This is a genomic window from Rhizobium sp. RU33A (assembly GCF_900156055.1).
Classification (GTDB): Bacteria; Pseudomonadota; Alphaproteobacteria; order Rhizobiales; family Rhizobiaceae; genus Allorhizobium.
Genome location: NZ_FTMQ01000003.1, coordinates 341,314 through 360,303, shown reverse-complemented (window position 1 = coordinate 360,303; position 18,990 = coordinate 341,314). Strand labels below are relative to the sequence as shown.

General features: G+C 62.0%; 16 protein-coding genes. 10 read left to right on the top strand and 6 right to left on the bottom strand.

The features are described from left to right. The first annotated feature begins 37 nt into the window (after positions 1 to 37). The 6 genes from rnd to BW978_RS12600 all read left to right on the top strand — a co-directional run bounded on the left by rnd (position 38) and on the right by BW978_RS12600 (position 6,829). Entirely contained in the window at positions 38 to 1,183 is a 1,146-nt protein-coding gene (rnd, locus tag BW978_RS12625; protein ID WP_076395615.1) for a ribonuclease D, read from the top strand. 3 nt (positions 1,184 to 1,186) lie between these two features. Next, positions 1,187 to 1,684 carry a GNAT family N-acetyltransferase gene (locus tag BW978_RS12620; protein ID WP_083697581.1) on the top strand — a complete coding sequence of 166 codons (498 nt, stop codon included), beginning with the start codon at positions 1,187 to 1,189 and terminating at the stop codon, positions 1,682 to 1,684. A gap of 8 nt (positions 1,685 to 1,692) precedes the next feature. Beyond that, positions 1,693 to 2,670, top strand: coding sequence for a small ribosomal subunit Rsm22 family protein (locus BW978_RS12615; protein ID WP_076395613.1), 978 nt, complete (start codon positions 1,693 to 1,695; stop codon positions 2,668 to 2,670). Next, positions 2,667 to 3,677, top strand: coding sequence for a DUF2891 domain-containing protein (locus tag BW978_RS12610; RefSeq protein ID WP_076395611.1), 1,011 nt, complete (start codon positions 2,667 to 2,669; stop codon positions 3,675 to 3,677). The genes BW978_RS12615 and BW978_RS12610 overlap by 4 nt, the downstream gene beginning before the upstream one ends. Continuing rightward, positions 3,677 to 5,362 carry a cis-3-hydroxy-L-proline dehydratase gene (locus BW978_RS12605; RefSeq protein ID WP_076396506.1) on the top strand — a complete coding sequence of 562 codons (1,686 nt, stop codon included), beginning with the start codon at positions 3,677 to 3,679 and terminating at the stop codon, positions 5,360 to 5,362. Before BW978_RS12610 ends, BW978_RS12605 begins: the two co-directional genes overlap by 1 nt. Before the next feature lie 108 nt (positions 5,363 to 5,470). After that, positions 5,471 to 6,829 (top strand): esterase-like activity of phytase family protein, encoded by a 1,359-nt coding sequence (locus BW978_RS12600; RefSeq protein ID WP_076395609.1) that lies wholly within the window; start codon positions 5,471 to 5,473, stop codon positions 6,827 to 6,829. 116 nt (positions 6,830 to 6,945) lie between these two features. Here the strand turns inward: BW978_RS12600 and BW978_RS12595 are convergent, their stop codons facing one another. The 5 genes from BW978_RS12595 to BW978_RS12575 all read right to left on the bottom strand — a co-directional run bounded on the left by BW978_RS12595 (position 6,946) and on the right by BW978_RS12575 (position 13,260). Further along, positions 6,946 to 7,479 (bottom strand): hypothetical protein, encoded by a 534-nt coding sequence (locus tag BW978_RS12595; RefSeq protein ID WP_139330507.1) that lies wholly within the window; start codon positions 7,477 to 7,479, stop codon positions 6,946 to 6,948. A gap of 125 nt (positions 7,480 to 7,604) precedes the next feature. Further along, a complete protein-coding gene (ppx, locus tag BW978_RS12590) occupies positions 7,605 to 9,125 on the bottom strand; it encodes an exopolyphosphatase (protein WP_076395605.1) in 1,521 nt (506 codons plus the stop codon). A gap of 12 nt (positions 9,126 to 9,137) precedes the next feature. Continuing rightward, positions 9,138 to 11,330, bottom strand: a complete 2,193-nt coding sequence (locus tag BW978_RS12585; protein ID WP_076395603.1) for an RNA degradosome polyphosphate kinase — start codon at positions 11,328 to 11,330, stop codon at positions 9,138 to 9,140. A gap of 61 nt (positions 11,331 to 11,391) precedes the next feature. Next, the gene (gene hdaA / locus BW978_RS12580) at positions 11,392 to 12,105 is read right to left on the bottom strand and encodes a DnaA regulatory inactivator HdaA (protein ID WP_076395601.1); all 714 of its coding nucleotides are present in this window, start codon (positions 12,103 to 12,105) and stop codon (positions 11,392 to 11,394) included. Continuing rightward, on the bottom strand, positions 12,106 to 13,260 hold the full coding sequence (locus BW978_RS12575) for an AI-2E family transporter (protein WP_076395599.1): 1,155 nt from the start codon (positions 13,258 to 13,260) through the stop codon (positions 12,106 to 12,108). Positions 13,261 to 13,498: 238 nt separating this feature from the next. Here BW978_RS12575 and purM point away from each other — a divergent pair, with 238 nt between their 5' ends. The 4 genes from purM to BW978_RS12555 all read left to right on the top strand — a co-directional run bounded on the left by purM (position 13,499) and on the right by BW978_RS12555 (position 18,393). Beyond that, the gene (gene purM, locus BW978_RS12570; protein ID WP_076395597.1) at positions 13,499 to 14,572 is read left to right on the top strand and encodes a phosphoribosylformylglycinamidine cyclo-ligase; all 1,074 of its coding nucleotides are present in this window, start codon (positions 13,499 to 13,501) and stop codon (positions 14,570 to 14,572) included. After that, the gene (gene purN / locus BW978_RS12565; RefSeq protein ID WP_076395595.1) at positions 14,569 to 15,225 is read left to right on the top strand and encodes a phosphoribosylglycinamide formyltransferase; all 657 of its coding nucleotides are present in this window, start codon (positions 14,569 to 14,571) and stop codon (positions 15,223 to 15,225) included. Before purM ends, purN begins: the two co-directional genes overlap by 4 nt. A 93-nt stretch (positions 15,226 to 15,318) precedes the next feature. Further along, positions 15,319 to 16,260 (top strand): omptin family outer membrane protease, encoded by a 942-nt coding sequence (locus BW978_RS12560; protein ID WP_076395593.1) that lies wholly within the window; start codon positions 15,319 to 15,321, stop codon positions 16,258 to 16,260. A gap of 279 nt (positions 16,261 to 16,539) precedes the next feature. Beyond that, positions 16,540 to 18,393: an ABC transporter ATP-binding protein gene (locus tag BW978_RS12555; RefSeq protein ID WP_076395591.1), complete on the top strand. Its 1,854-nt coding sequence runs from the start codon at positions 16,540 to 16,542 to the stop codon at positions 18,391 to 18,393. Here the strand turns inward: BW978_RS12555 and BW978_RS12550 are convergent. After that, positions 18,390 to 18,989 carry an NUDIX domain-containing protein gene (locus tag BW978_RS12550; RefSeq protein WP_076395589.1) on the bottom strand — a complete coding sequence of 200 codons (600 nt, stop codon included), beginning with the start codon at positions 18,987 to 18,989 and terminating at the stop codon, positions 18,390 to 18,392. The genes BW978_RS12555 and BW978_RS12550 overlap by 4 nt on opposite strands. Between the last annotated feature and the right edge of the window lies 1 nt (position 18,990).

Below are 18,990 nucleotides of genomic sequence, written 5' to 3'. Positions count from 1 at the left end.
CTAAGGTTGATCCTTTAGTTTCCATGACCGAGCCGAAATGATCGATACAACTGCTGCGCTCGAAGAGGCCTGCCGCCTCCTCGCTCAATCCGATTTCATCACGATCGACACGGAATTTCTCCGCGAAACGACCTTCTGGCCGGAACTCTGCCTCATCCAGATGGCGAGCCCGGAACACGAATACATCGTCGACCCGATGGCCAAGGGCCTGGACCTCAAGCCCTTCTTCGAGCTGATGGCCAATTCCGCCGTCGTGAAGGTCTTCCATGCGGCCCGCCAGGACATCGAAATCATCTTCCATCTCGGCGACCTGATCCCGCATCCGATCTTCGATACGCAGGTTGCGGCCATGGTCTGCGGCTTCGGCGACTCGGTCTCCTATGACCAGCTCGTGCAGAAGGTGAAGAACGTCCATATCGACAAGACCTCGCGCTTCACCGATTGGAGCCGCCGTCCGCTGTCCGAAAAGCAGCTCGATTATGCGCTGGCCGATGTCACCCATCTGCGCGATGTCTATCTGAAGCTGAAAGGTCAGCTGGAAGCGGAAGGCCGTGCGGAATGGCTGACCGAGGAAATGGCGATCCTCGAATCCCGCGAGACCTATGACCTGCCGCCGGAACAGGCCTGGCAGCGGCTGAAGATGCGGCTGCGCAAGCCGACGGAACTCGCCGTCATGCAATATGTCGCCGCATGGCGCGAACGCGAGGCGCGTGCCCGCAACGTGCCGCGCTCGCGCGTCTTGAAGGACGATGCGATCTACGAGATCGCCCAGCAGCAGCCGAAGGACGTGGAGGCGCTCGGACGCCTGCGCACCATCCCCAAGGGCTGGGAACGCTCATCTTCAGGCGCCGCCATCATCGAACAGGTGAATACGGCCCTTGCACTTCCAAAGTCTGAAATGCCGCATTTACAACGTCACGCGCATGCACCCGAAGGCACGCAGTCGGCGGTCGAACTCTTGAAGGTTCTGCTGCGCCTCACCTCGGAAAAACATGGCGTCGCCTCCAAGGTGATTGCCAACAGCGAAGACCTGGAAAAGATCGCAGCCGAGGGCGAGAAGGCCGAAGTGGCCGCTCTCCAGGGCTGGCGCAAGGAGCTGTTCGGCGATCTCGCGCTCAAGTTGATCTCCGGCGGCGTCGGCCTGCGCTTCGTCGATAAGCGCGTCGAAGCGGTGGAGTTCTGATCCGTGACGGCGCTATCCCTGCGCCGTGCAACGGAGGCCGATATCCCGTTCATCATGGAGACCGAGCGCAAGCCGGGCTATGACCAGTTCATCGGCCGCTATAGCGTTGACGAGCACAGGGCGCAGCTTGCGAGCTACTCGTTTGCGCATCTGATTGGCGAAGGTGACGATGGCCAATCGCTCGGCTTCGTCATCCTGATGGATGTCAACCGACGCGACGGCAATGCCTGCGTTAAGCGCATCGCGGTTTCGAGCCCGGAAAAGGGCGTGGGTACGCAACTGCTCGCCGGTGCCGTCGACTTTGCCTTTCTCGAAACCAATGCCCATCGCCTCTGGCTCGACGTGGTGAGCGGCAATCTGCGTGCGCAGGCGGTCTACCGCAAGATCGGCTTCATCCAGGAAGGCGTGTTGCGCCAGGCAGCTCTTCTGCCCGATGGCAGCCGCTCAGATTTCCTCCTGATGTCCATTCTCCGCCCCGAATGGGCGGCGCGGCGCGGCTGAGGACACCCATGGAACTTCCCGCCCCGCTCCGCTCCGCCGTCGACCAGATGCTCCAGGGCGAACCGCTGGAACGGCTCGCCAAGGCGAGCGCTATCCTCTCGGATCGCTACCGGCGCGAGGTTCGTGACGGGCGGTTTCATATCGACGATGCGCTGGCCGCCAAGGCCTATCTCGCGACCCGCCTGCCCGCCACCTTTGCGGCGGTCCGGGCAGCGCTTGCCATGGTCGAGGATGCGGCACCGGATTTCCAGCCGGAGACCCTGATCGATCTCGGCTGCGGCCCCGGCACGGCACTCTGGGCGGCGGCCGATACCTGGGGCAGCCTGACATCCGCCGAGATGGTGGAAGCGAGCGGCGCAATCCGCAGCGTTGGCGAAAAGCTCGCCGCTTCTGGCAGCGTCAAGAGCCGCTGGCAGGCGGGTGACGTCACAGCCAAGATCCCGGCGCTTGGGCCATCCGATCTCGTGACACTCGCCTATGTCCTGGACGAGCTTCCACCGGCAACCATCGGAACCGTCACGGAAAAACTGTGGACGCTGACCAAAGGCATGCTCGTCGTCATCGAGCCGGGCACGCCGGCTGGCTGGCAGCGCATTCTCGCCGTTCGTGACAAGCTCCGATCCCTTGGGGCGCATCTCGTGGCGCCCTGCATGCATGCGGAAAACTGTCCGATCGTGGCACCGGACTGGTGCCACTTCTCCCGCCGTGTGGCGCGCTCGCGGGTGCACCGGATGGCCAAGGGCGCCGAAGTGCCGTGGGAAGACGAGAAATACATCTTCATCGCCGCCTCTCGCGAACCTATTTCCCTCGTCGGTGGCCGGGTGCTGTCTCCGCCGCGCGTCAACGGCGGTGTCGGGCGGGTCAAACTCTGTCGGACCGATGGATCGACCACAGAGCTGACGCTCAGCAAACGCGATGGCGAGGCCTTCAAGGAGGTCCGCCGGGCTGACTGGGGCGATAGGCTGGACTTGGGAGATAAGGGATGACCACGCGGCTGACATCCGAACTTGCCTCGCGCTTCGCGACGATCGCGCTCGGCCATGTCACCCGCGAATATCCCAATCATATCCTGCACGGGCTCGAAGGGCCTGAGGATGCGAAAACGCCATCCGAACTGCATCCGGTTTTCTACGGCAGTTACGACTGGCATTCCTGCGTGCATGGCCACTGGATGCTGGCGCGGCTTTTGCGCCTCCATCCCGAGATGCCGGAGGGGCCGACGATCCGTGATCTCTTCTCAACGATGCTGGTGCCCGAGAGGGTCGCCGGCGAATGCGCCTATTTCGACCGGCCCATGGCGCGGGGTTACGAGCGGCCCTATGGCTGGGGCTGGTTGCTAAAGCTTGCCGCCGAATTGCACGGCCACGAGGATCCGGCCTGGGCCGAGGCCCTGTCGCCGCTGACGGAGCGGATCGTCCAGCGCTTCCGGGACTTCCTGCCGCTTGCCACCTATCCTGTGCGCGTGGGCACGCATTACAACACCGCCTTTGCGCTGAGGCTCGCCGCCGACTATGCCGACACCGTCGGAGACGACAGCCTCTTCGATCTGCTGCGGGCAACGGCTCTGCGCTGGTATGGCACTGACACCGCCTGCCCCGCCTGGGGCGAGCCCTCGGGCGACGACTTCCTCTCGCCAGCGCTGATCGAGGCGGAATGTTTGCGCCGGCTTCTGCCCGCGTCCGAGTTCGGCCGCTGGTTCGAGGGTTTCCTGCCTGAGATCGCGGCCAGTCAGCCGCGCACGCTGTTTGCCCCCGCCTCCGTTTCCGACCGCTCGGATGGCAAGATCGCCCATCTCGATGGCCTGAGCCTCAGTCGCGCCTGGTGCTGGTCCTCTCTGGCGGGCACCCTGCCGGACACGGACCCGCGCCGAGCTGTCATGATCGAGGCCGCGCATGGGCATCTCGAAGCCGGTATTGCGCATGTGGCTGGCGACTATATGGGTGAACACTGGCTGGTGAGTTTTGCCGTTTTGGCCCTGACGGAGACGGAATGATGAGCAGCTTCAATGACACCGTCGACATCACGGGCCGCGTACTCGTTTCAGGCTCCGCCGAGGGCGAGGTGCTGTTCACCGATACGGCGCTCAGCTTCTGGGGTGGCGCAGATGCCGTGACCGGCGAGATCATCGACCGGCATCACCCGTTGAGCGGCGAGCGGCTGACCGGACGCGTGCTGGCACTCCCGACCAGCCGCGGCTCCTGCACCGGCAGCGGCGTGATCCTCGAACTGATCCTCAATGGACAAGGTCCCGCCGCGATCGTGCTCGAACATCCAGAAGCGATCATCACGCTCGGCGTCATCGTCGCGGAGGAGGTGTTCGGGCGCTCGATTCCGGTAATCGCGGTAGGCAAAGAGGTGTTTGCCGGACTGAAGACAGCCAAGCGCGTCCGGATCAGCAATGCCGTCGCAGGGATTGGCTCCGACATCGCGCTCACGGATAAGGACCAGGCCATCCTCTCTGGAGAGCGTGGCGAGGCAGCCGCGGTCGCCATGCGGATGGTGCTGCGGATGGCGGCGCTCGAAGGCGCGACAGAGCTGATAGACATCACCCGTGCCCATATCGACGGCTGCATCTATACAGGTCCTGGCGGCCTCGCCTTTGCTGAAAAGCTGCGTGATCTCGGCGGTCGCGTCGTGGTGCCGACGACGCTGAATGCGATTTCGGTCGATCATCGGCGCTGGCAGGCGCAGGGTGTTCCGGAAGCGCTCGGACGCCCGGCCTCCGCAGTGGCTGATGCCTATGTGGCGATGGGCGCACAAGCCACCTTCACCTGCGCCCCCTATCTGCTCGACGACAGACCTGTTCGCGACGAACAGATCGTCTGGGCGGAATCGAATGCCGTCGTCTATGCCAACAGCGTGCTCGGCGCGCGCACGATGAAGTATCCCGACTATCTCGATATCGCGATCGCGCTGACGGGCCGGGCACCCAAGGCGGGCTGCCATTTGCCGGAGGAGCGCGCGCCGCAGATCCGGGTCACTGTGCCGCCAATTGCGGGCGTGGATGACAGCCTCTGGCCATTGCTCGGCTATCTGATCGGAACGATTTCGCCCGATGCCATTCCGCTCGTCGAGGGCGTATCCGCGCACAGTCCTGACACGGACGCACTCAAGGCCTTCGGGGCAGCGTTTGCCACCACCTCGGCGGCGCCGATGTTCCATATCGCTGGCGTCACGCCGGAAGCGCAGAGCCCCAAGACCTTTGCAGCCCTAGACCTTCCGATGACTTTGCTCACCCACGACGACCTCCAGCGGGCATGGCGCGAGCTGAACGGTGCGGATGCGGGTCCAGTGCAGCTGGTCTCGCTCGGCAATCCGCATTTCTCTGCCACCGAGCTTGCCGCCCTCGCCGCCCTCTGTCGCGGGAAGAGGCGCCATCCTCATGTGCCCCTCGTCATCACATGCGGACGCGCCGAGATGGCAAAGGCGGAAGCGGCAGGCGATGTGGCTTTGCTCACCGAATTCGGCGTGACCCTCGTCAACGACACCTGCTGGTGCATGGTGACCGAGCCCATCATCCCCGTCGATGCCCGGACCATCATGACCAATTCCGGCAAATATGCCCATTACGGCCCGGGCCTCACCGGACGGACCATGCGCTTCGGCAGCCTCGCTGCCTGTGTGGAAGCCGCCGTGACCGGTGAAGATCGCGGCAACCTGCCCCCTTGGCTCGGCTAGCCTGTGGGTAACGGGTGGCGTCACTGAAACTTCACCCAACGGCAATCGGTGCGACATGAAGGCTCCTTAAGGACAGCGGCGTTTCCTCCCTTCCAACAAGGTGACGCTATGACCAAATCCCTTTTGACGTCTGCCGCCCTCTTCATCCTCTTCGTCTCCCAGGCCTCGGCCGAGGAGAAGGCCTTCCCGGCCAAGCTCGTCAATCACGCGATCCTGCCGGCGAACACGATCATCGCCGCACCTGCCGATGCGCCCGACTATCTCAAGACCTCCGGCAAGTTCTCGACCGCAGACCGCAAGCGTGCGGATGCGCTCGGCAGCGTACCCGGCAAGGACGGCGTGCGCCTGACAGGCCTTTCGCTGCCCTTCGACGGCCAGCCGCTGCAGGGTTTCTCCGGTATCAAGGCCATGGAAGACGGTACGTTCTGGAGCCTGTCCGACAACGGCTTCGGCTCCAAGAGCAACTCGACAGACGCGATGCTGATGCTGCATCACCTGACTTTCGATTGGGATGCCGGCGCGGTTAAGGTTGAAAAGACCCTGTTTCTGACCGATCCCGACAAGAAGACCCCCTTCCCGATCGCCATGGAAGGCTCGGCGAAGCGTTACCTCACCGGCGCCGACTTCGACGTCGAATCCATCCAGCCGGTGGCTGACGGTTTCTGGGTTGGCGAAGAGCTCGGCCCCTACATGCTGAAGTTCTCGTCCGAGGGAGTGCTGTCCGACGTCATCGCCACAAAGGCCGGCGAGATCGAAGTGAAATCGCCTGATAATCCGACGCTGGTCGTTCCGGCAAATCCGACGGCCAAGATGCCCGTCTTCAACCTGAAGCGCTCCGGCGGCTACGAGGGCTTGGCCATGTCGAAGGACGGCACGAAGCTCTATGGCATGCTTGAAGGCCCGCTCTACATGGAAGACGGTTCCGTTGAAAAGGCCGACGGCCTGACGGCGCTGCGCATCATCGAGCTCGACGCCGCCTCCAAGTCCTGGACGGGCAAGACCTGGCTCTATCCGCTGTCCGAAGGTGGCGAGGCGATCGGCGATTTCAACATGATCGACGAGACCACGGCCCTGGTGATCGAGCGCGACAACGGTGCGGGTGTGGTTGAAAAGGCCTGTGCCGATCCGAAGGCGCCGGCTGCCGACTGCTTTGCCGTTCCGGCCAAGCACAAGCGCATCTACAAGATCGAGATGACGGACGAGAATGCCGGCAAGGCCGTGCGCAAGATCGGTTACATCGACCTGATGAAGATCGAAGACCCCGACAACAAGAAGCGCCAGGGCGGCGGCGAAGGCTTCTACGACATGCCTTTCGTCACCATCGAAAATGTCGATGTGGTCGATCCGACCCACATCATTGTCGGCAATGACAACAACCTGCCCTTCTCGGCCGGTCGTGCCCTCGACAAGGCCGACGACAACGAGTTCGTTCTGCTCGAAGTAGGCGATTTCCTCGGCGCGAAATAAGCGACCTCAAGATCTCCGGCTCGGGCACCGAAAGGTATTTGGCCGGGACCATCAAAGAGAAAGGCGCAGGGTCTTAGGATCCTGCGCCTTTTATCGACTCTAAGACCGCGTGATCGTCAGGTCGGCTTGGCGCAGGCCGCCTCGATTGGTCCCATGGCTTCAGCCGCCCCGGTCAGCGGATAGGCAAAGGTCTTCTCGTTTATGGTGAACTTCAGTTCTGTTCCCTGCTTCAGCATCCGGGCAATGGCGGCATCGAAGGCCGGGCGCGCTTCGAGGAATGTCAGCTCCATCTCTTCCAGAAACTGGATCTCTGCATCGACGACCAATTGATCGGCGGCAGGCGGCGCGTTCACCGTCAGCTTCACCGCGCCGGTCTTCGGTTCGAAATTCGGATCCAGCGAGAGCGTCATGATGAACTCGCGTGCCGGCAGTTCACAGCGGAAGCTCACCGGCACATCGTCGGTCTGCGGCAGGCCGTAAAGCAGCACGGCGCCACCCTCCTGAGCCTCTCCCATCCATCGACGCGCCTCTTCGGCGTTGACGTAAGCCACAAGAAAGATCGACGGCGATGTGGCCAGCGCCAAGGCGAGCATCGGTCTACGGATCGCTGCGGGCAGTAGTCTTTGTTTGGAATTGCTGCTGGACGCCATGACACCCTCTCCAATCAAGGCTGCAGATCGAGGAGATTTGTAGCCCGTCCCTCAGACGCGGGCAATCGCCATCACGATGCCAGTGCCCAAGCGAGAGATGGGTGGATAGGAGTGAGCTAGCGCCCCTATTCGAACACGAATGCCAGCCGTTTGCCGGTCAGCTTCGACAGCTGCATCAGGCGCCCGTCGAGCCGCTCGCCGGCAAAGTCCTGGTAGGACTTCGGGACAACGAATTCGAGGTCGAGCTCAGGGCTGCCCGAACGCCGGAAGGTCAGGTTGTTGACGACGCCGGGCATCGAGGCCGAGAAGAGATAGACGACGCGCAGCATGCCGCCGACGAGCTTTGCCCTATCCAGCAGACGCTCGGTGGCGATGGCCGCGAGCGGCCCGGTCTGGCCGTCGTCATGCAGGCCTTCGAAGCGGTAGTAGTTGGTGAGCGCAATGAAGGCGCGGCCCGGATGGGTGATGCCGACGAAGGAGGAGTGGGCAATCACGTTCAGCGCCTGCAGCCCGCGATAATCGGGATGGGCGCGCCAACTGATATCAGCGAGCAGGCAGGCGGCCTGGCGATAGCGGCTTTCCTCTTCTGTTTCCTGGATGTCGAAGAAGGGCATCATCCGGCCCGTCCAGTCGGCGAGCTCACGGGCATGTTCTGGCGAGCGGGCGCGCAGGATGGCGAGTTCGTCGGCGGCCTCGATCAGCGGATCGAGCGCCTGTTCTTCATCGAGGAGTAGCGAATAGAGATATCCTTCGCGCACCCCTTGCGCCGAGAAGCAGATACTCTTCGGCTTCATCACCTCGATCACTTCGCGCATGGCGGCAGCACCAAAGGGGATCAGGTTGCGGCGGCTCTTGGAAATCGTCGACCAGGCGGGATCGCGACTGTTGGCGCCGGAGATGACTTCCTCCAGGAAGAAGGCGATCTCGTCATAGGGCAGTTCATAACCCTGCATCATGTGCAGCGGATATTTGCGGATTTCCATGTGCAGCTTGGCGATGTTGCGCCAGGTGCCACCGACCGCATAGAAAGTTCGCCCCTGTCCCTTTTTGAGGAACGAGACGTCGCCGACGAGCTTTTTGGCGAGCGCACGGGCCTTCGGCAGGGATCCTTCGACCGACTCAGACAGGCGCAAGCCGCCCAGCGGCAGGGTGATGCCCTTGCCGAATTCCTTGCCGTGGATATCGATGAGTTCAAGCGAACCGCCGCCGAGGTCACCTGCAATTCCGTCCACGTCGTGGAAGCCGCTGACAACGCCGAGAGCGGAGTATTTCGCTTCCTCTTCGCCCGTCAGCACCAGGATCTCGTGCCCGAGGATCTCTTCTGCGCGCGCGATAAAATCAGGACCGTTGGAGGCTTCACGCGCGGCAGCGGTGGCGAGCACATACATCCGCGTTGCCTGGGCCTGGTTGGACAGCGCACGGAAGCGGCAGAGTGCCGACAGCGCCCGCTCCACACCACCCTCGTCCATGCGGCCGGTCGTGGCGACGCCCTTGCCGAGGCCGCAGAGAACCTTCTCGTTGAAGAGAACCGTCGGCGCGCGCGCCAGCCCCTCATAGATCACCAGACGGATCGAGTTGGAGCCGATATCGACAACGGAGACAGGGGCGATACCGGGAAGGCGCCCCTGCGCTTCAGATCTTGTCATGAGGTACCAGTGTTATCGTTTCCTGCCGGAAATCAGGCCGGCGATCAGTTTCGGTGCACTCGACTTCAAAGCTTCTCCGCGGCCAGACAGGCTCGGATTGGTCATGAAATAGTGCTGGGCGTTGAAAGGTTCCTCACCCTGTCGCACCTCGATGCGGCGTGACGTTCCATCGGCCAATATCTCGTAGCTCTGCTGGTTGTCAATCAGGTTGCCCAGCATGATCTGGGACAGGACCTGCTCATGCACAGTGGGGTTGATGAGCGGCACCAGGGTCTCGACACGGCGATCGAGATTGCGCGGCATCATGTCGGCGGAGCCGATATAGACCAGCGCCTTTTCCGACGGCAGCCGATGACCATTGCCGAAGCAGAAGATGCGGCTGTGCTCGAGGAAGCGGCCTATGATCGACTTGACCCGGATGTTGTCTGAGAGACCAGGCACGCGAGGCCGCAGGCAGCAGATGCCACGGATAACCAGATCGATCTCGACGCCTGCGCCGCTTGCTGCATAAAGCGCGTCGATGATCTCGGGGTCGACCAGCGAGTTCATCTTCATCCAGATCTGGGCCGGCCGACCCGCCTTAGCGTGCGCGATCTCCTCGTGGATGTGCTTGAGAATCCGTGGACGCAACGTGTAGGGCGAGACGGCAAGCTTCATGCCTTCTTCCGGTTCGCCGTAGCCGGTGATGAAGTTGAAGACATTTGCCATGTCATGGGCAATCTTCGGATTGCAGGTGAAGAAGGACAGGTCGGTGTAGATCTTCGCCGTGATCGGGTGATAATTGCCCGTGCCCAGATGGCAGTATGTCCGGAGCTTGCCGTCTTCGCGACGCACGACCATCGACATCTTGGCATGGGTCTTAAGTTCGATGAAGCCGAAGACGACCTGCACGCCGGCACGCTCCAGATCTCGCGCCCAACGGATATTGGCTTCCTCATCGAAGCGGGCCTTCAGCTCGACGAGCGCCGTCACCGACTTGCCCGCATCGGCGGCATCGATCAAGGCTCGCACGATCGGACTGTCATTCGAGGTGCGGTAGAGCGTCTGCTTGATCGCGAGAACATCCGGGTCGCGTGCGGCCTGCAGCAGGAACTGCACCACGACATCGAAGCTCTCATAGGGATGATGGACGATCATGTCCTTCTCGCGGATCGCCGCCAGACAGTCTCCGGCATGTTCGCGGACTCGCTCGGGGAAACGGGCGTTGTACTGCTCAAAACGCAGGTCGTCGCGCGGTGCCTTGGTGATTTCAGAGATCGTGTTGAGCGCGAGCAGGCCGGGGAGAACGGCAACGCGATTGTCGGCAACACCGAGTTCGTGAACGACGAACTGCCGCAGCGCGACAGGCATCTCCGAGTCGATCTCGATACGGATTACGGAGCCGCGACGGCGACGCTTCAGCGCCGTCTCGAAGAACCGGACAAGATCCTCCGCCTCTTCCTCAACCTCGATATCGCTGTCGCGGATAATGCGGAAGGTGCCGAAACCCTTGACTTCATAACCCGGGTAGAGCCGGTTGATGAACAGCCCGACCATGTCCTCGAGCGTGATGTAGCGGATGGTGACGCCCTCGTCCGGCAGACGGATGAAGCGGTCGAGCGTCGGCGGCAGACGCAGCAATGCCGTCATCGGCTCGCCGGTGCGGCTCGAGCAGAGCTGCAGGCCCATGGAGAAGCCGAGATTGGGGATGAAAGGGAACGGATGCGCCGGATCGATGGACAGGGGCGTCAGGACGGGGAAGATCGATTCCTCGAAAGTGGTCTCGAGCCAGCTCCGATCCGCTTCAGACAGGGCCGCAGGGCGGACGACCAGGATTTCTTCCTGGGCCAGGTACTGCTGCAGGACGGCAAGCGAGGCTTGCTGCTCCATTTGCAGATTGTCGATTTCCTTCAGGATGTCATCGAGCTGCTCGGCCGGCGTCTTGCCGTCGGGGCTCTTTATGACGATGCCCTGACGCACCTGCCCTTCGAGACCGGCGACGCGGACCATGAAGAACTCGTCGAGGTTTGCCGCAGAGATCGACAGGAAGCGAATACGTTCAAGCAGTGGATGGGCGGTGTTGAGGGTTTCCTCGAGAACACGCCGGTTAAACTGTAGCCAGGAGAATTCGCGGTTGATGAAGCGCAGCGGGCTGGTCAGCAGGTCCTCGGCCGGCGCCACCTCCGCACCGGTTTCGCCATCCGTGCCGTGTACTGCGCTGTCCATGATTCGCCCCTTGGTTATCGTTGGTGCCGATTATAACAGTTTGACGACAGATCTGTGACGACTACTCGCAGGTGTCAGCCGCCTCCAGCGTTTCGAGAACCTCCGCGGCGAGACTACGGCTGATCTTTGCGCGGCGCGCGAGTGCCAGCTTATCCATGCGATCGACGATCACCTGGGCAACTGAAAAGGAACGCTCCATGCGGCTGACGATATAGCTGACGATCTTGTCATCGATGTAAAGCTGTCGGTCGGCGAACAGCTTGGTGATCAGTTGCCCGAGCAGGTCCTCATCCGGCGCTCCGATTTCCACGACCGTAGCCGCCTTCAGGCGCGAATTCAGATCCGGCAGCGCGACGTTCCAGTACGGCGGAAAGCTGCGCGAGGTGATCAGCAGCGTCGTACCGTGCTGGCGCACGGCATTGATGACATGGAAGAGCTCGACCTCGTCGAAGCCGGCGCGGTCGGCATCCTCGAAGAGCACCGGACCTGCGGCTGCGACCTGGGACGCGCCCTGCCCGGCTTGCAACACGATATCCGTCGCGCCGCTGGTGTCGCGAAAAATCTGGGCAAGGTGGGATTTTCCCGAACCTTCCGGCCCGGTCAGAATCACCACCGGCGACGGCCAGTTCGGCCAGGCATCAACGATCGACACGGCGGCGGCCATACGTTCGGAAACCAGGAGGTCGTCACGGCCAGTCGCCGAACCATGCTCGAAGGCGAGCGGCAATTGTTCGGCTGCTCCACGCTTTTCGGGAGCCATCTTGGCGTCAGTCATTCATGCCTCGGGCACGTCTCTGGAGCTTGGGGATGCGATCTCGCCAACGGGCTGGGAAGGCGGTGCGATGACGACCGAGTTTCCGTAATAGAGATCGCTGTCAAGATAACGCGAGATCGCGAAACGGACAAGCACACCGACGGCTGCGGCCGCGGGCACGGCCACGAGAACACCGACAAAGCCGAAGAGCGCGCCGAAGGCGAAGAGGGCGAACATCAGCCAGACCGGGTGCAGCCCGACGCTTTTGCCAACCAGCTTGGGCTGCAGGATATTGCCCTCGATGAACTGGCCGAGGAAGAAGATGCCGGCGATCACGCCGACCCAGATGAAATCTGGCCAGAACTGCACGAGTGCCACGCCGAGCGACAGGAGCAGACCGACTGTCGATCCGACATAGGGGATGAAGCTGATCATGCCGGTGAAGAAGCCGATCAGGAGGCCGAAATTCAGGCCGGCGGCCGAAAGCGCAATCGCGTAAAAAATGCCGAGGATGAGGCACAGCGAACCCTGGCCGCGCACGAAGCCCGCAATCGTGTTGTCGAGTTCGGTCGCGAGATGGCGCACCGTGCCGAGCTGGTTGCGCGGCACCCAGCTATCGACCTTCTCGATCATGCGGTCCCAGTCGAGCAGAAGGTAGAAGGCAACCACCGGCGTGACGACCAGAAGCGAAGCGATGTCGAGCAGCGCCTTGCCGGAATTCCAGATCTGCTCGACGAGGGTGCCAAGGAAGCCGACCCCCTCGCTCAGATAACGGGAGAAGTTCTCCTGGATCGTGCCCATCTGGCCATCGACCCAATCCGGCAGCCAGGACGCATTCGAGGTCGCGATGAAGGTCTGCAGCTGCGTGATGTAGCTCGGCACGCGCTGGATGAATTCATTGAGCTGGCTGGCGAGCACTGGAATGATGATCATCAGGGAGAGCACGAAGACGACGACGAAGGAGACGAGGATGACCACCGTCGCCATCAGTCGGCTCAGGCCGATACGCTCCAGCCGGTCGGCAACGGGATCGAGGAAATAGGCAAGCGCCATGCCGGCAATGAAGGGCAGCAAGACGGACGAGAACAGCATCAGGAATACGACGAAGATCGCGAGCGCCACCAGCCAGAAAAAGAGCTGACGGCGCAGGCCGATCGCACTGATGTATTGAGCCATGTTCGTCTCCGTGTCGTGTTTTCGCCGCGCCCAATCGTGGCCGCCATGCTGCGGTGCCGCACTAGGAGATAGGTTACCGGCAAAGCCTTGGTCAAGAACTCCGGCGTTTTCGGTCATCACATGAGACCATCCTGACCGAGAATGCCCGGGAAATCGTGGGCTTCTGCGGCTCGCAGCTTGCATCCGAGGGCTCTTCATGCCATGGCCAGCCCAAATTCTCGCAGGATCGGAGGCAGGCATGAGCCAGGCTGGCAAGAACGGGTTGACCTATAGCGATGCAGGCGTCGACATCGACGCGGGCAACCTGATGGTCGAGAAGATCAAGCCGGCTGTGAAGTCGACGCGTCGTCCGGGAGCGGATGGAGAGATCGGCGGCTTCGGCGGCTTGTTCGACCTCAAAGCCGCGGGCTTCAAGGATCCGATCCTGGTCGCAGCCAACGACGGCGTCGGCACCAAGCTGAAGATCGCCATCGACGCCAATATCCACGACACCGTCGGTATCGACCTCGTCGCCATGTGCGTCAACGACCTCGTAGTCCAGGGTGCGGAGCCGCTTCTGTTCCTCGACTATTTCGCCACCGGCAAGCTGGACCCGGACCAGGGTGCAGCGATCGTGCAGGGCATCGCTGCCGGCTGCCGCGAAGCAGGCTGTGCGCTGATCGGCGGTGAGACCGCTGAAATGCCGGGCATGTATTCCAAGGGCGACTACGACCTCGCGGGCTTTGCCGTAGGTGCTGCCGAGCGCGGCGAGCTGCTGCCGGCTGGAGACATCGCCGAAGGCGACGTGATCCTCGGCCTATCGTCCTCGGGCGTGCATTCCAACGGCTTTTCGCTGGTGCGCAAGATCGTTGAAGTCTCAGGCCTTGCCTGGGATGCGCCGGCGCCCTTCGCGGAAGGACAGTCGCTCGGTGCAGCACTGCTCACCCCGACCCGCATCTATGTGAAGCCGCTTCTGAAGGCGATCAAGGAAACCAAGGCGCTGAAGGCGCTCGCCCATATCACCGGCGGCGGCTTCCCGGAAAACATTCCGCGCGTGCTGCCGAAGCATCTGGCTGCCGAGATCGATCTCTCCTCGTTCCAGGTTCCGGCCGTCTTCTCCTGGCTCGCCAAGACCGGCGGCGTTGCCCAGAACGAAATGCTGCGCACCTTCAACTGCGGCATCGGCATGATCGTCGTTGTCTCCGCCGACAAGGTGGAAGACGTGACGAAGGCGCTTGAGGCCGAAGGTGAAACCGTTGCCCGTCTTGGCCGCATGATCGCCCGCGAAGAAGGTGCTCATGGCGTAACCTACAAGGGCACGCTCGCCCTATGAGCGCCAGCCGCAAACGCGTCGTCGCCTTCATTTCCGGCGGCGGATCGAACATGCTGGCACTGGCGAAAGCCTGCGAAGCGGCGGATTATCCGGCCGAAATCGTCGCGGTCTTTTCCGACAAACCGGAGGCCGGCGGCCTTGCCAAGGCGGAAGCGCTCGGTATTCCGACACGCGTATTTCCGCGCAAGGCCTATGGCTCCAAGGCCGAGCATGAGGCGGCGATCCTTGCCGCACTTGCGAAGATCGGCCCCGACCTGATCTGCCTTGCGGGCTATATGCGCCTGCTCTCCGGCGATTTCATCCGTCCGCATACCGGCCGGATCCTCAATATCCACCCTTCCCTGCTGCCGCTCTTTCCGGGTCTGCAAACCCATCAGCGGGCGATCGATGCCGGCATGAAGGTTGCCGGCTGCACCGTGCATTTCGTTACCGAAGGCATGGATGAAGGCCCTGTTGTTGCACAGGCGGTCGTGCCCGTTCTGATCGATGATACAGCCGACACGTTGGCTGCGCGCGTTTTGACAGTGGAGCACCAGACATATGCGGCTGCTCTGAAGCTGGTTGCCTCCGGCAGCGTCTCCATGCGTGCCGATGGCAGCGTCGAACGGCTGGCTTCGGAGACGGTTGCAGCCGCGAAGCTGATCAGCGCCTGACACCCGCTGCCGGCGTAGAAGCCGACGCAAGGTAGCAATCCCTTAACCATAACCATGCAACCGTGACGATTATTCAATCGATACGGTCAGCTCATGTTCCAGTCCCAGATCAATCACGCTCTCCTTCTCGGAGGCGCGCTTTTGCTCGCCACACCGGCATTCGGCCAGGATGCGTATAGGGGGGCATCCGCCGGCTCGGTGCTCTACTATTCCGGCGTCGGAATGGCTAACATCAAGGCCGGCGAATATGTCTATAGCGGCGGACGCAAGATCAGTCAGCTCGACTGGGAGAGCAAGGGCGTCGTTACCGGCACGCTAGGCGGCGAAGTCGACATCGGCTACGCCTGGAAGCTAAAGGGACGGCTCGATGTCGGTCTCGGCGGCAACGGTTACATGGAAGATCGCGACTGGCTGAGTACCTCCTATTCCGGCTGGACGCACCAGTCCTTGCATCCGGATACCGAGCTTGACCGCTACATAAACGTGCTCCTCGAAGCCGAACGGGCGCTCGTTGACACGGGTGCCACCCGCCTCGGCCTCGGTGGCGGCATCGGTTACACCAATGTCAAATGGACGGCCCGCGGCGGCAGCTACATTTATACCGATACGACACTACATGACATGGTCGGCAGTTTCGCCGACGGGTTGAAGGGCATTACCTACGAACAGCGCATTCCAACTGTGTTCCTGAGCGCCAATGCCGAACAGAAGATCGGCGCCATGACGCTCTCGGGCGTTCTGCGCGGTGGTGCAGCCATCAGCTACAAAGGCGTCGATGACCACTGGCTCAGAAATCTGCGCTTTACCGACACGCTTGACCCGGCGCCAATGGTTGGAGCGACAGTCACGGCCGACTACAAGATCCTGCAATCGGCATCGATTTATGTCGGGGGCGACTTCCAGAAGATCTTCAAGACACGGGGCGACGCCCATGTCCGCCACACCGTAACCGGTGCGAGCGGTAGTTTTGAGGATGGTGCAGCGGCTGATTTTCAGTCGATCACTCTATCAGCAGGCGTGAAGGGGAGCTTCTAGCCTAGCTGGTCGCTGCGCTTCAACGCCGCCCAATGCAAGAGCATAAACGCCTTGGCGTCGATGATCTCGCCAGCCTCCATCATCCCGAGAGAGTCTGAGAAAGAGAGCTCTACGACTTCGATTCTTTCTTGTCTTTCCAAAGACAACCGCAGTCAGGGCGGCACGCGGTCCGCTCCGAGGATAGCAGCCCACCCAAATCTAAGGGTTCCTCTCTCCGCTGGACTCAGCTCTATTCGTGTTCTCATTTTGATCACGCAGTGCTGTTGCCAGGGACCTTCCATGACGTTGTCCGATCGGATTTTCACCCCTTTTGAAAGGCTACTCCGACCGCTCGAAGTGCCGTATCGTAGGATTCCGAGTGATGGCCCTCTGCGACTGGTCCTGCATTTCGTCGCATACGCACCGAAGTCGTTTTTGGTCGTGCTTGGCCTGTCTGCCAGCGTCGAGATCGTCAATCTGACTGTTCTCTGGGGTGTCTCGCACCTGATCGACGGCATCTCCAGCCAAGGTCTGCTTCCCTATCTCGATGCCCATCGGTGGCCACTCGCTGGTTTCGTCGCGCTGTTTTTTCCGGTGCTGCCGCTGCTGATCTTTCTCTGCAATGCACTGGGCGCCCACGTGCTCAGCGTCAGCCTTCCCACACTCATTCAGTGGCATGGCCACAAGGCGGTAGAGAGTCAGGATCTTGGTTTCTTCCATAACCAGTTCTCGGGCCAGGTGGCCAGCCGCATTGCCCAGGTGGCAGGGGCCGTCAAGCAACAGATGGCGGCGGCAGTCTGGACGCTGCCACTCTTCTTTGTGCAGATGGTCGGATCGGTCGTGCTTTTGACTGCGCTGTCCTGGCCGTTGACGCTCCCGGTCCTCGTGTGGATCGCCATAAATGGCGTGATCGCAAAACAGGCCGTGCCGCAGTTTAGCGCAACGGCCAAGACGGCGGCGCGGGCGCGCAGCCGCGTGGTCGGGGAGATGACCGACCTCTACAGCAACATCCAGACGGTCAAGCTGTTCGCCGCCGAGGACAGCGAGGCCGGTGCGCTGCGGCGTGTGATGGAGCGGTCGATGACCGCACAGTTTCGCGAGCGCCGCATCGGCCTTACCGCAGATCTCCTGGTCATCTCCTCCAACACCTTGTTGTTCATCGCCATCTTTGCAGTCAGCCTCTGGGGGATTGCCGATGGCTTTGTCACGCTCGGCGAATTCGTCGCAGCGATAACGATCACCCAGCGGCTGGCATCCAATTCCCGCGGCTTCCTCAGTCTCGGCCAACAGATATCCGAGGCGATCGGCACAATTCGCGACGCCATGCCGGTCATGACCACGCCGCCGACGGTGGTTGATGTGCCGGGGGCGAAGGCGCTCTCAGTCAAGCGCGGCGAGATCCGCTTCGACCAAGTGAATTTCGAGTATCACGAGAGCCAGCAGATCATTCACGGCCTCTCGCTGTCGGTTTCAGCCGGCGAGAAGGTTGGGCTCGTGGGCTTGTCGGGCGCTGGCAAGACCACGCTGGTGAGCCTGCTTCTGCGCCTCTACGACCTAGACGGCGGACGCATTATCATCGACGGGCAGGATATCGCCGAAGTGACCCAGGCGAGCCTGCGCGCGCAGATCGGCTTCATTGCCCAGGATGTATCATTGCTGCATCGCTCGGTCGGCGACAACATCCTTTATGGCCGGCCGGGTGCTGCGCAGGCAGAGCTGGAAGCCGCGGCACGCCTTGCTCAGGCCGATGCCTTCATCGCCGACCTGAAGGACAGCGAGGGACGCACCGGTTATGCGGCCTATGTCGGGGATCGTGGCGTCAAGCTCTCAGGCGGTCAGCGCCAGCGGGTCGCCATTGCCCGCGTGCTGCTCAAGGATGCGCCGATCCTGGTGTTGGACGAGGCAACGTCGGCGCTCGACAGCGAGGCGGAAGCGACGATCCAGGAGAAGCTCGACCTGCTGATGGAGGGTAAAACTGTGATCGCGATTGCGCATCGGCTGTCGACCATTGCCCGCATGGACCGCATTGTCGTGCTCGACAAGGGGCGGATCGTCGAGGAAGGAAGACCCGACGATCTGCTGAGTGCAGGTGGTCTTTCCAGCCGTCTTTGGGCGCGCCAGACGGGTGGCTACATCGCGTCGCTGGACGATTAAGCGCCCCCGGCACTCCTCCGCAACGCCGCCCATTGCAAGAGCATGATCGTCTTCGCGTCGATGATCTCGCCGGCCTCCACCATCTCCAATGCCTCGGAGAAGGATAACTCGATCACTTCGAGGTCTTCCTGCTCGTCCTCGAGCCCACCACCTGCAGCGATGCGGTCGGCATCGGTTACGGCGGCGTAGAAGCCGTGCAGCTTTTCGGTGACGGAGCCCGGCGACATGAAGGCGGCAAAGGCCGGGGTGGCCGTTCTGATCTTGAAGCCGGTTTCTTCCAGCGCTTCGCGGAGCGCTGCCTGCAACGCCGTTTCGCCGTCGTCGATGAAGCCGGCCGGGGCTTCGAGCAGATAGGGATATTCGCCGCTCAAGTGAGCTGCGATGCGCAGCTGGCGGACCAGAGTGACCGTGTCGCGGTCGACATTGTGCAGGAGAATGGCTGACGCATTGCGACGCTCGAAGACCTCCCAGGAGAGGCGATGCGGCGCCCTGCCCTCGCGGAAGAAATCGAAGGTGATGCCGCGCAGATGGCTCCAGCCTTTCCACAGCGTCTTGTCTTCCAGGATCGCGATCCGGGCCTTGTCGAAAATGCTCATC

Bases quoted from the DNA above. Each gene is read 5' to 3' on its own strand.
- hdaA (WP_076395601.1), bottom strand. From the start codon at position 12,105: ATGACTGACGCCAAGATGGCTCCCGAAAAGCGTGGAGCAGCCGAACAA.
- BW978_RS12575 (WP_076395599.1), bottom strand. From the start codon at position 13,260: ATGGCTCAATACATCAGTGCGATCGGCCTGCGCCGTCAGCTCTTTTTC.
- purM (WP_076395597.1), top strand. From the start codon at position 13,499: ATGAGCCAGGCTGGCAAGAACGGGTTGACCTATAGCGATGCAGGCGTC.
- BW978_RS12585 (WP_076395603.1), bottom strand. From the start codon at position 11,330: ATGGACAGCGCAGTACACGGCACGGATGGCGAAACCGGTGCGGAGGTG.
- BW978_RS12600 (WP_076395609.1), top strand. From the start codon at position 5,471: ATGACCAAATCCCTTTTGACGTCTGCCGCCCTCTTCATCCTCTTCGTC.
- BW978_RS12550 (WP_076395589.1), bottom strand. From the start codon at position 18,989: ATGAGCATTTTCGACAAGGCCCGGATCGCGATCCTGGAAGACAAGACG.
- BW978_RS12605 (WP_076396506.1), top strand. From the start codon at position 3,677: ATGAGCAGCTTCAATGACACCGTCGACATCACGGGCCGCGTACTCGTT.
- BW978_RS12615 (WP_076395613.1), top strand. From the start codon at position 1,693: ATGGAACTTCCCGCCCCGCTCCGCTCCGCCGTCGACCAGATGCTCCAG.
- purN (WP_076395595.1), top strand. From the start codon at position 14,569: ATGAGCGCCAGCCGCAAACGCGTCGTCGCCTTCATTTCCGGCGGCGGA.
- BW978_RS12560 (WP_076395593.1), top strand. From the start codon at position 15,319: ATGTTCCAGTCCCAGATCAATCACGCTCTCCTTCTCGGAGGCGCGCTT.
- rnd (WP_076395615.1), top strand. From the start codon at position 38: ATGATCGATACAACTGCTGCGCTCGAAGAGGCCTGCCGCCTCCTCGCT.
- BW978_RS12595 (WP_139330507.1), bottom strand. From the start codon at position 7,479: ATGGCGTCCAGCAGCAATTCCAAACAAAGACTACTGCCCGCAGCGATC.
- ppx (WP_076395605.1), bottom strand. From the start codon at position 9,125: ATGACAAGATCTGAAGCGCAGGGGCGCCTTCCCGGTATCGCCCCTGTC.
- BW978_RS12555 (WP_076395591.1), top strand. From the start codon at position 16,540: ATGACGTTGTCCGATCGGATTTTCACCCCTTTTGAAAGGCTACTCCGA.
- BW978_RS12610 (WP_076395611.1), top strand. From the start codon at position 2,667: ATGACCACGCGGCTGACATCCGAACTTGCCTCGCGCTTCGCGACGATC.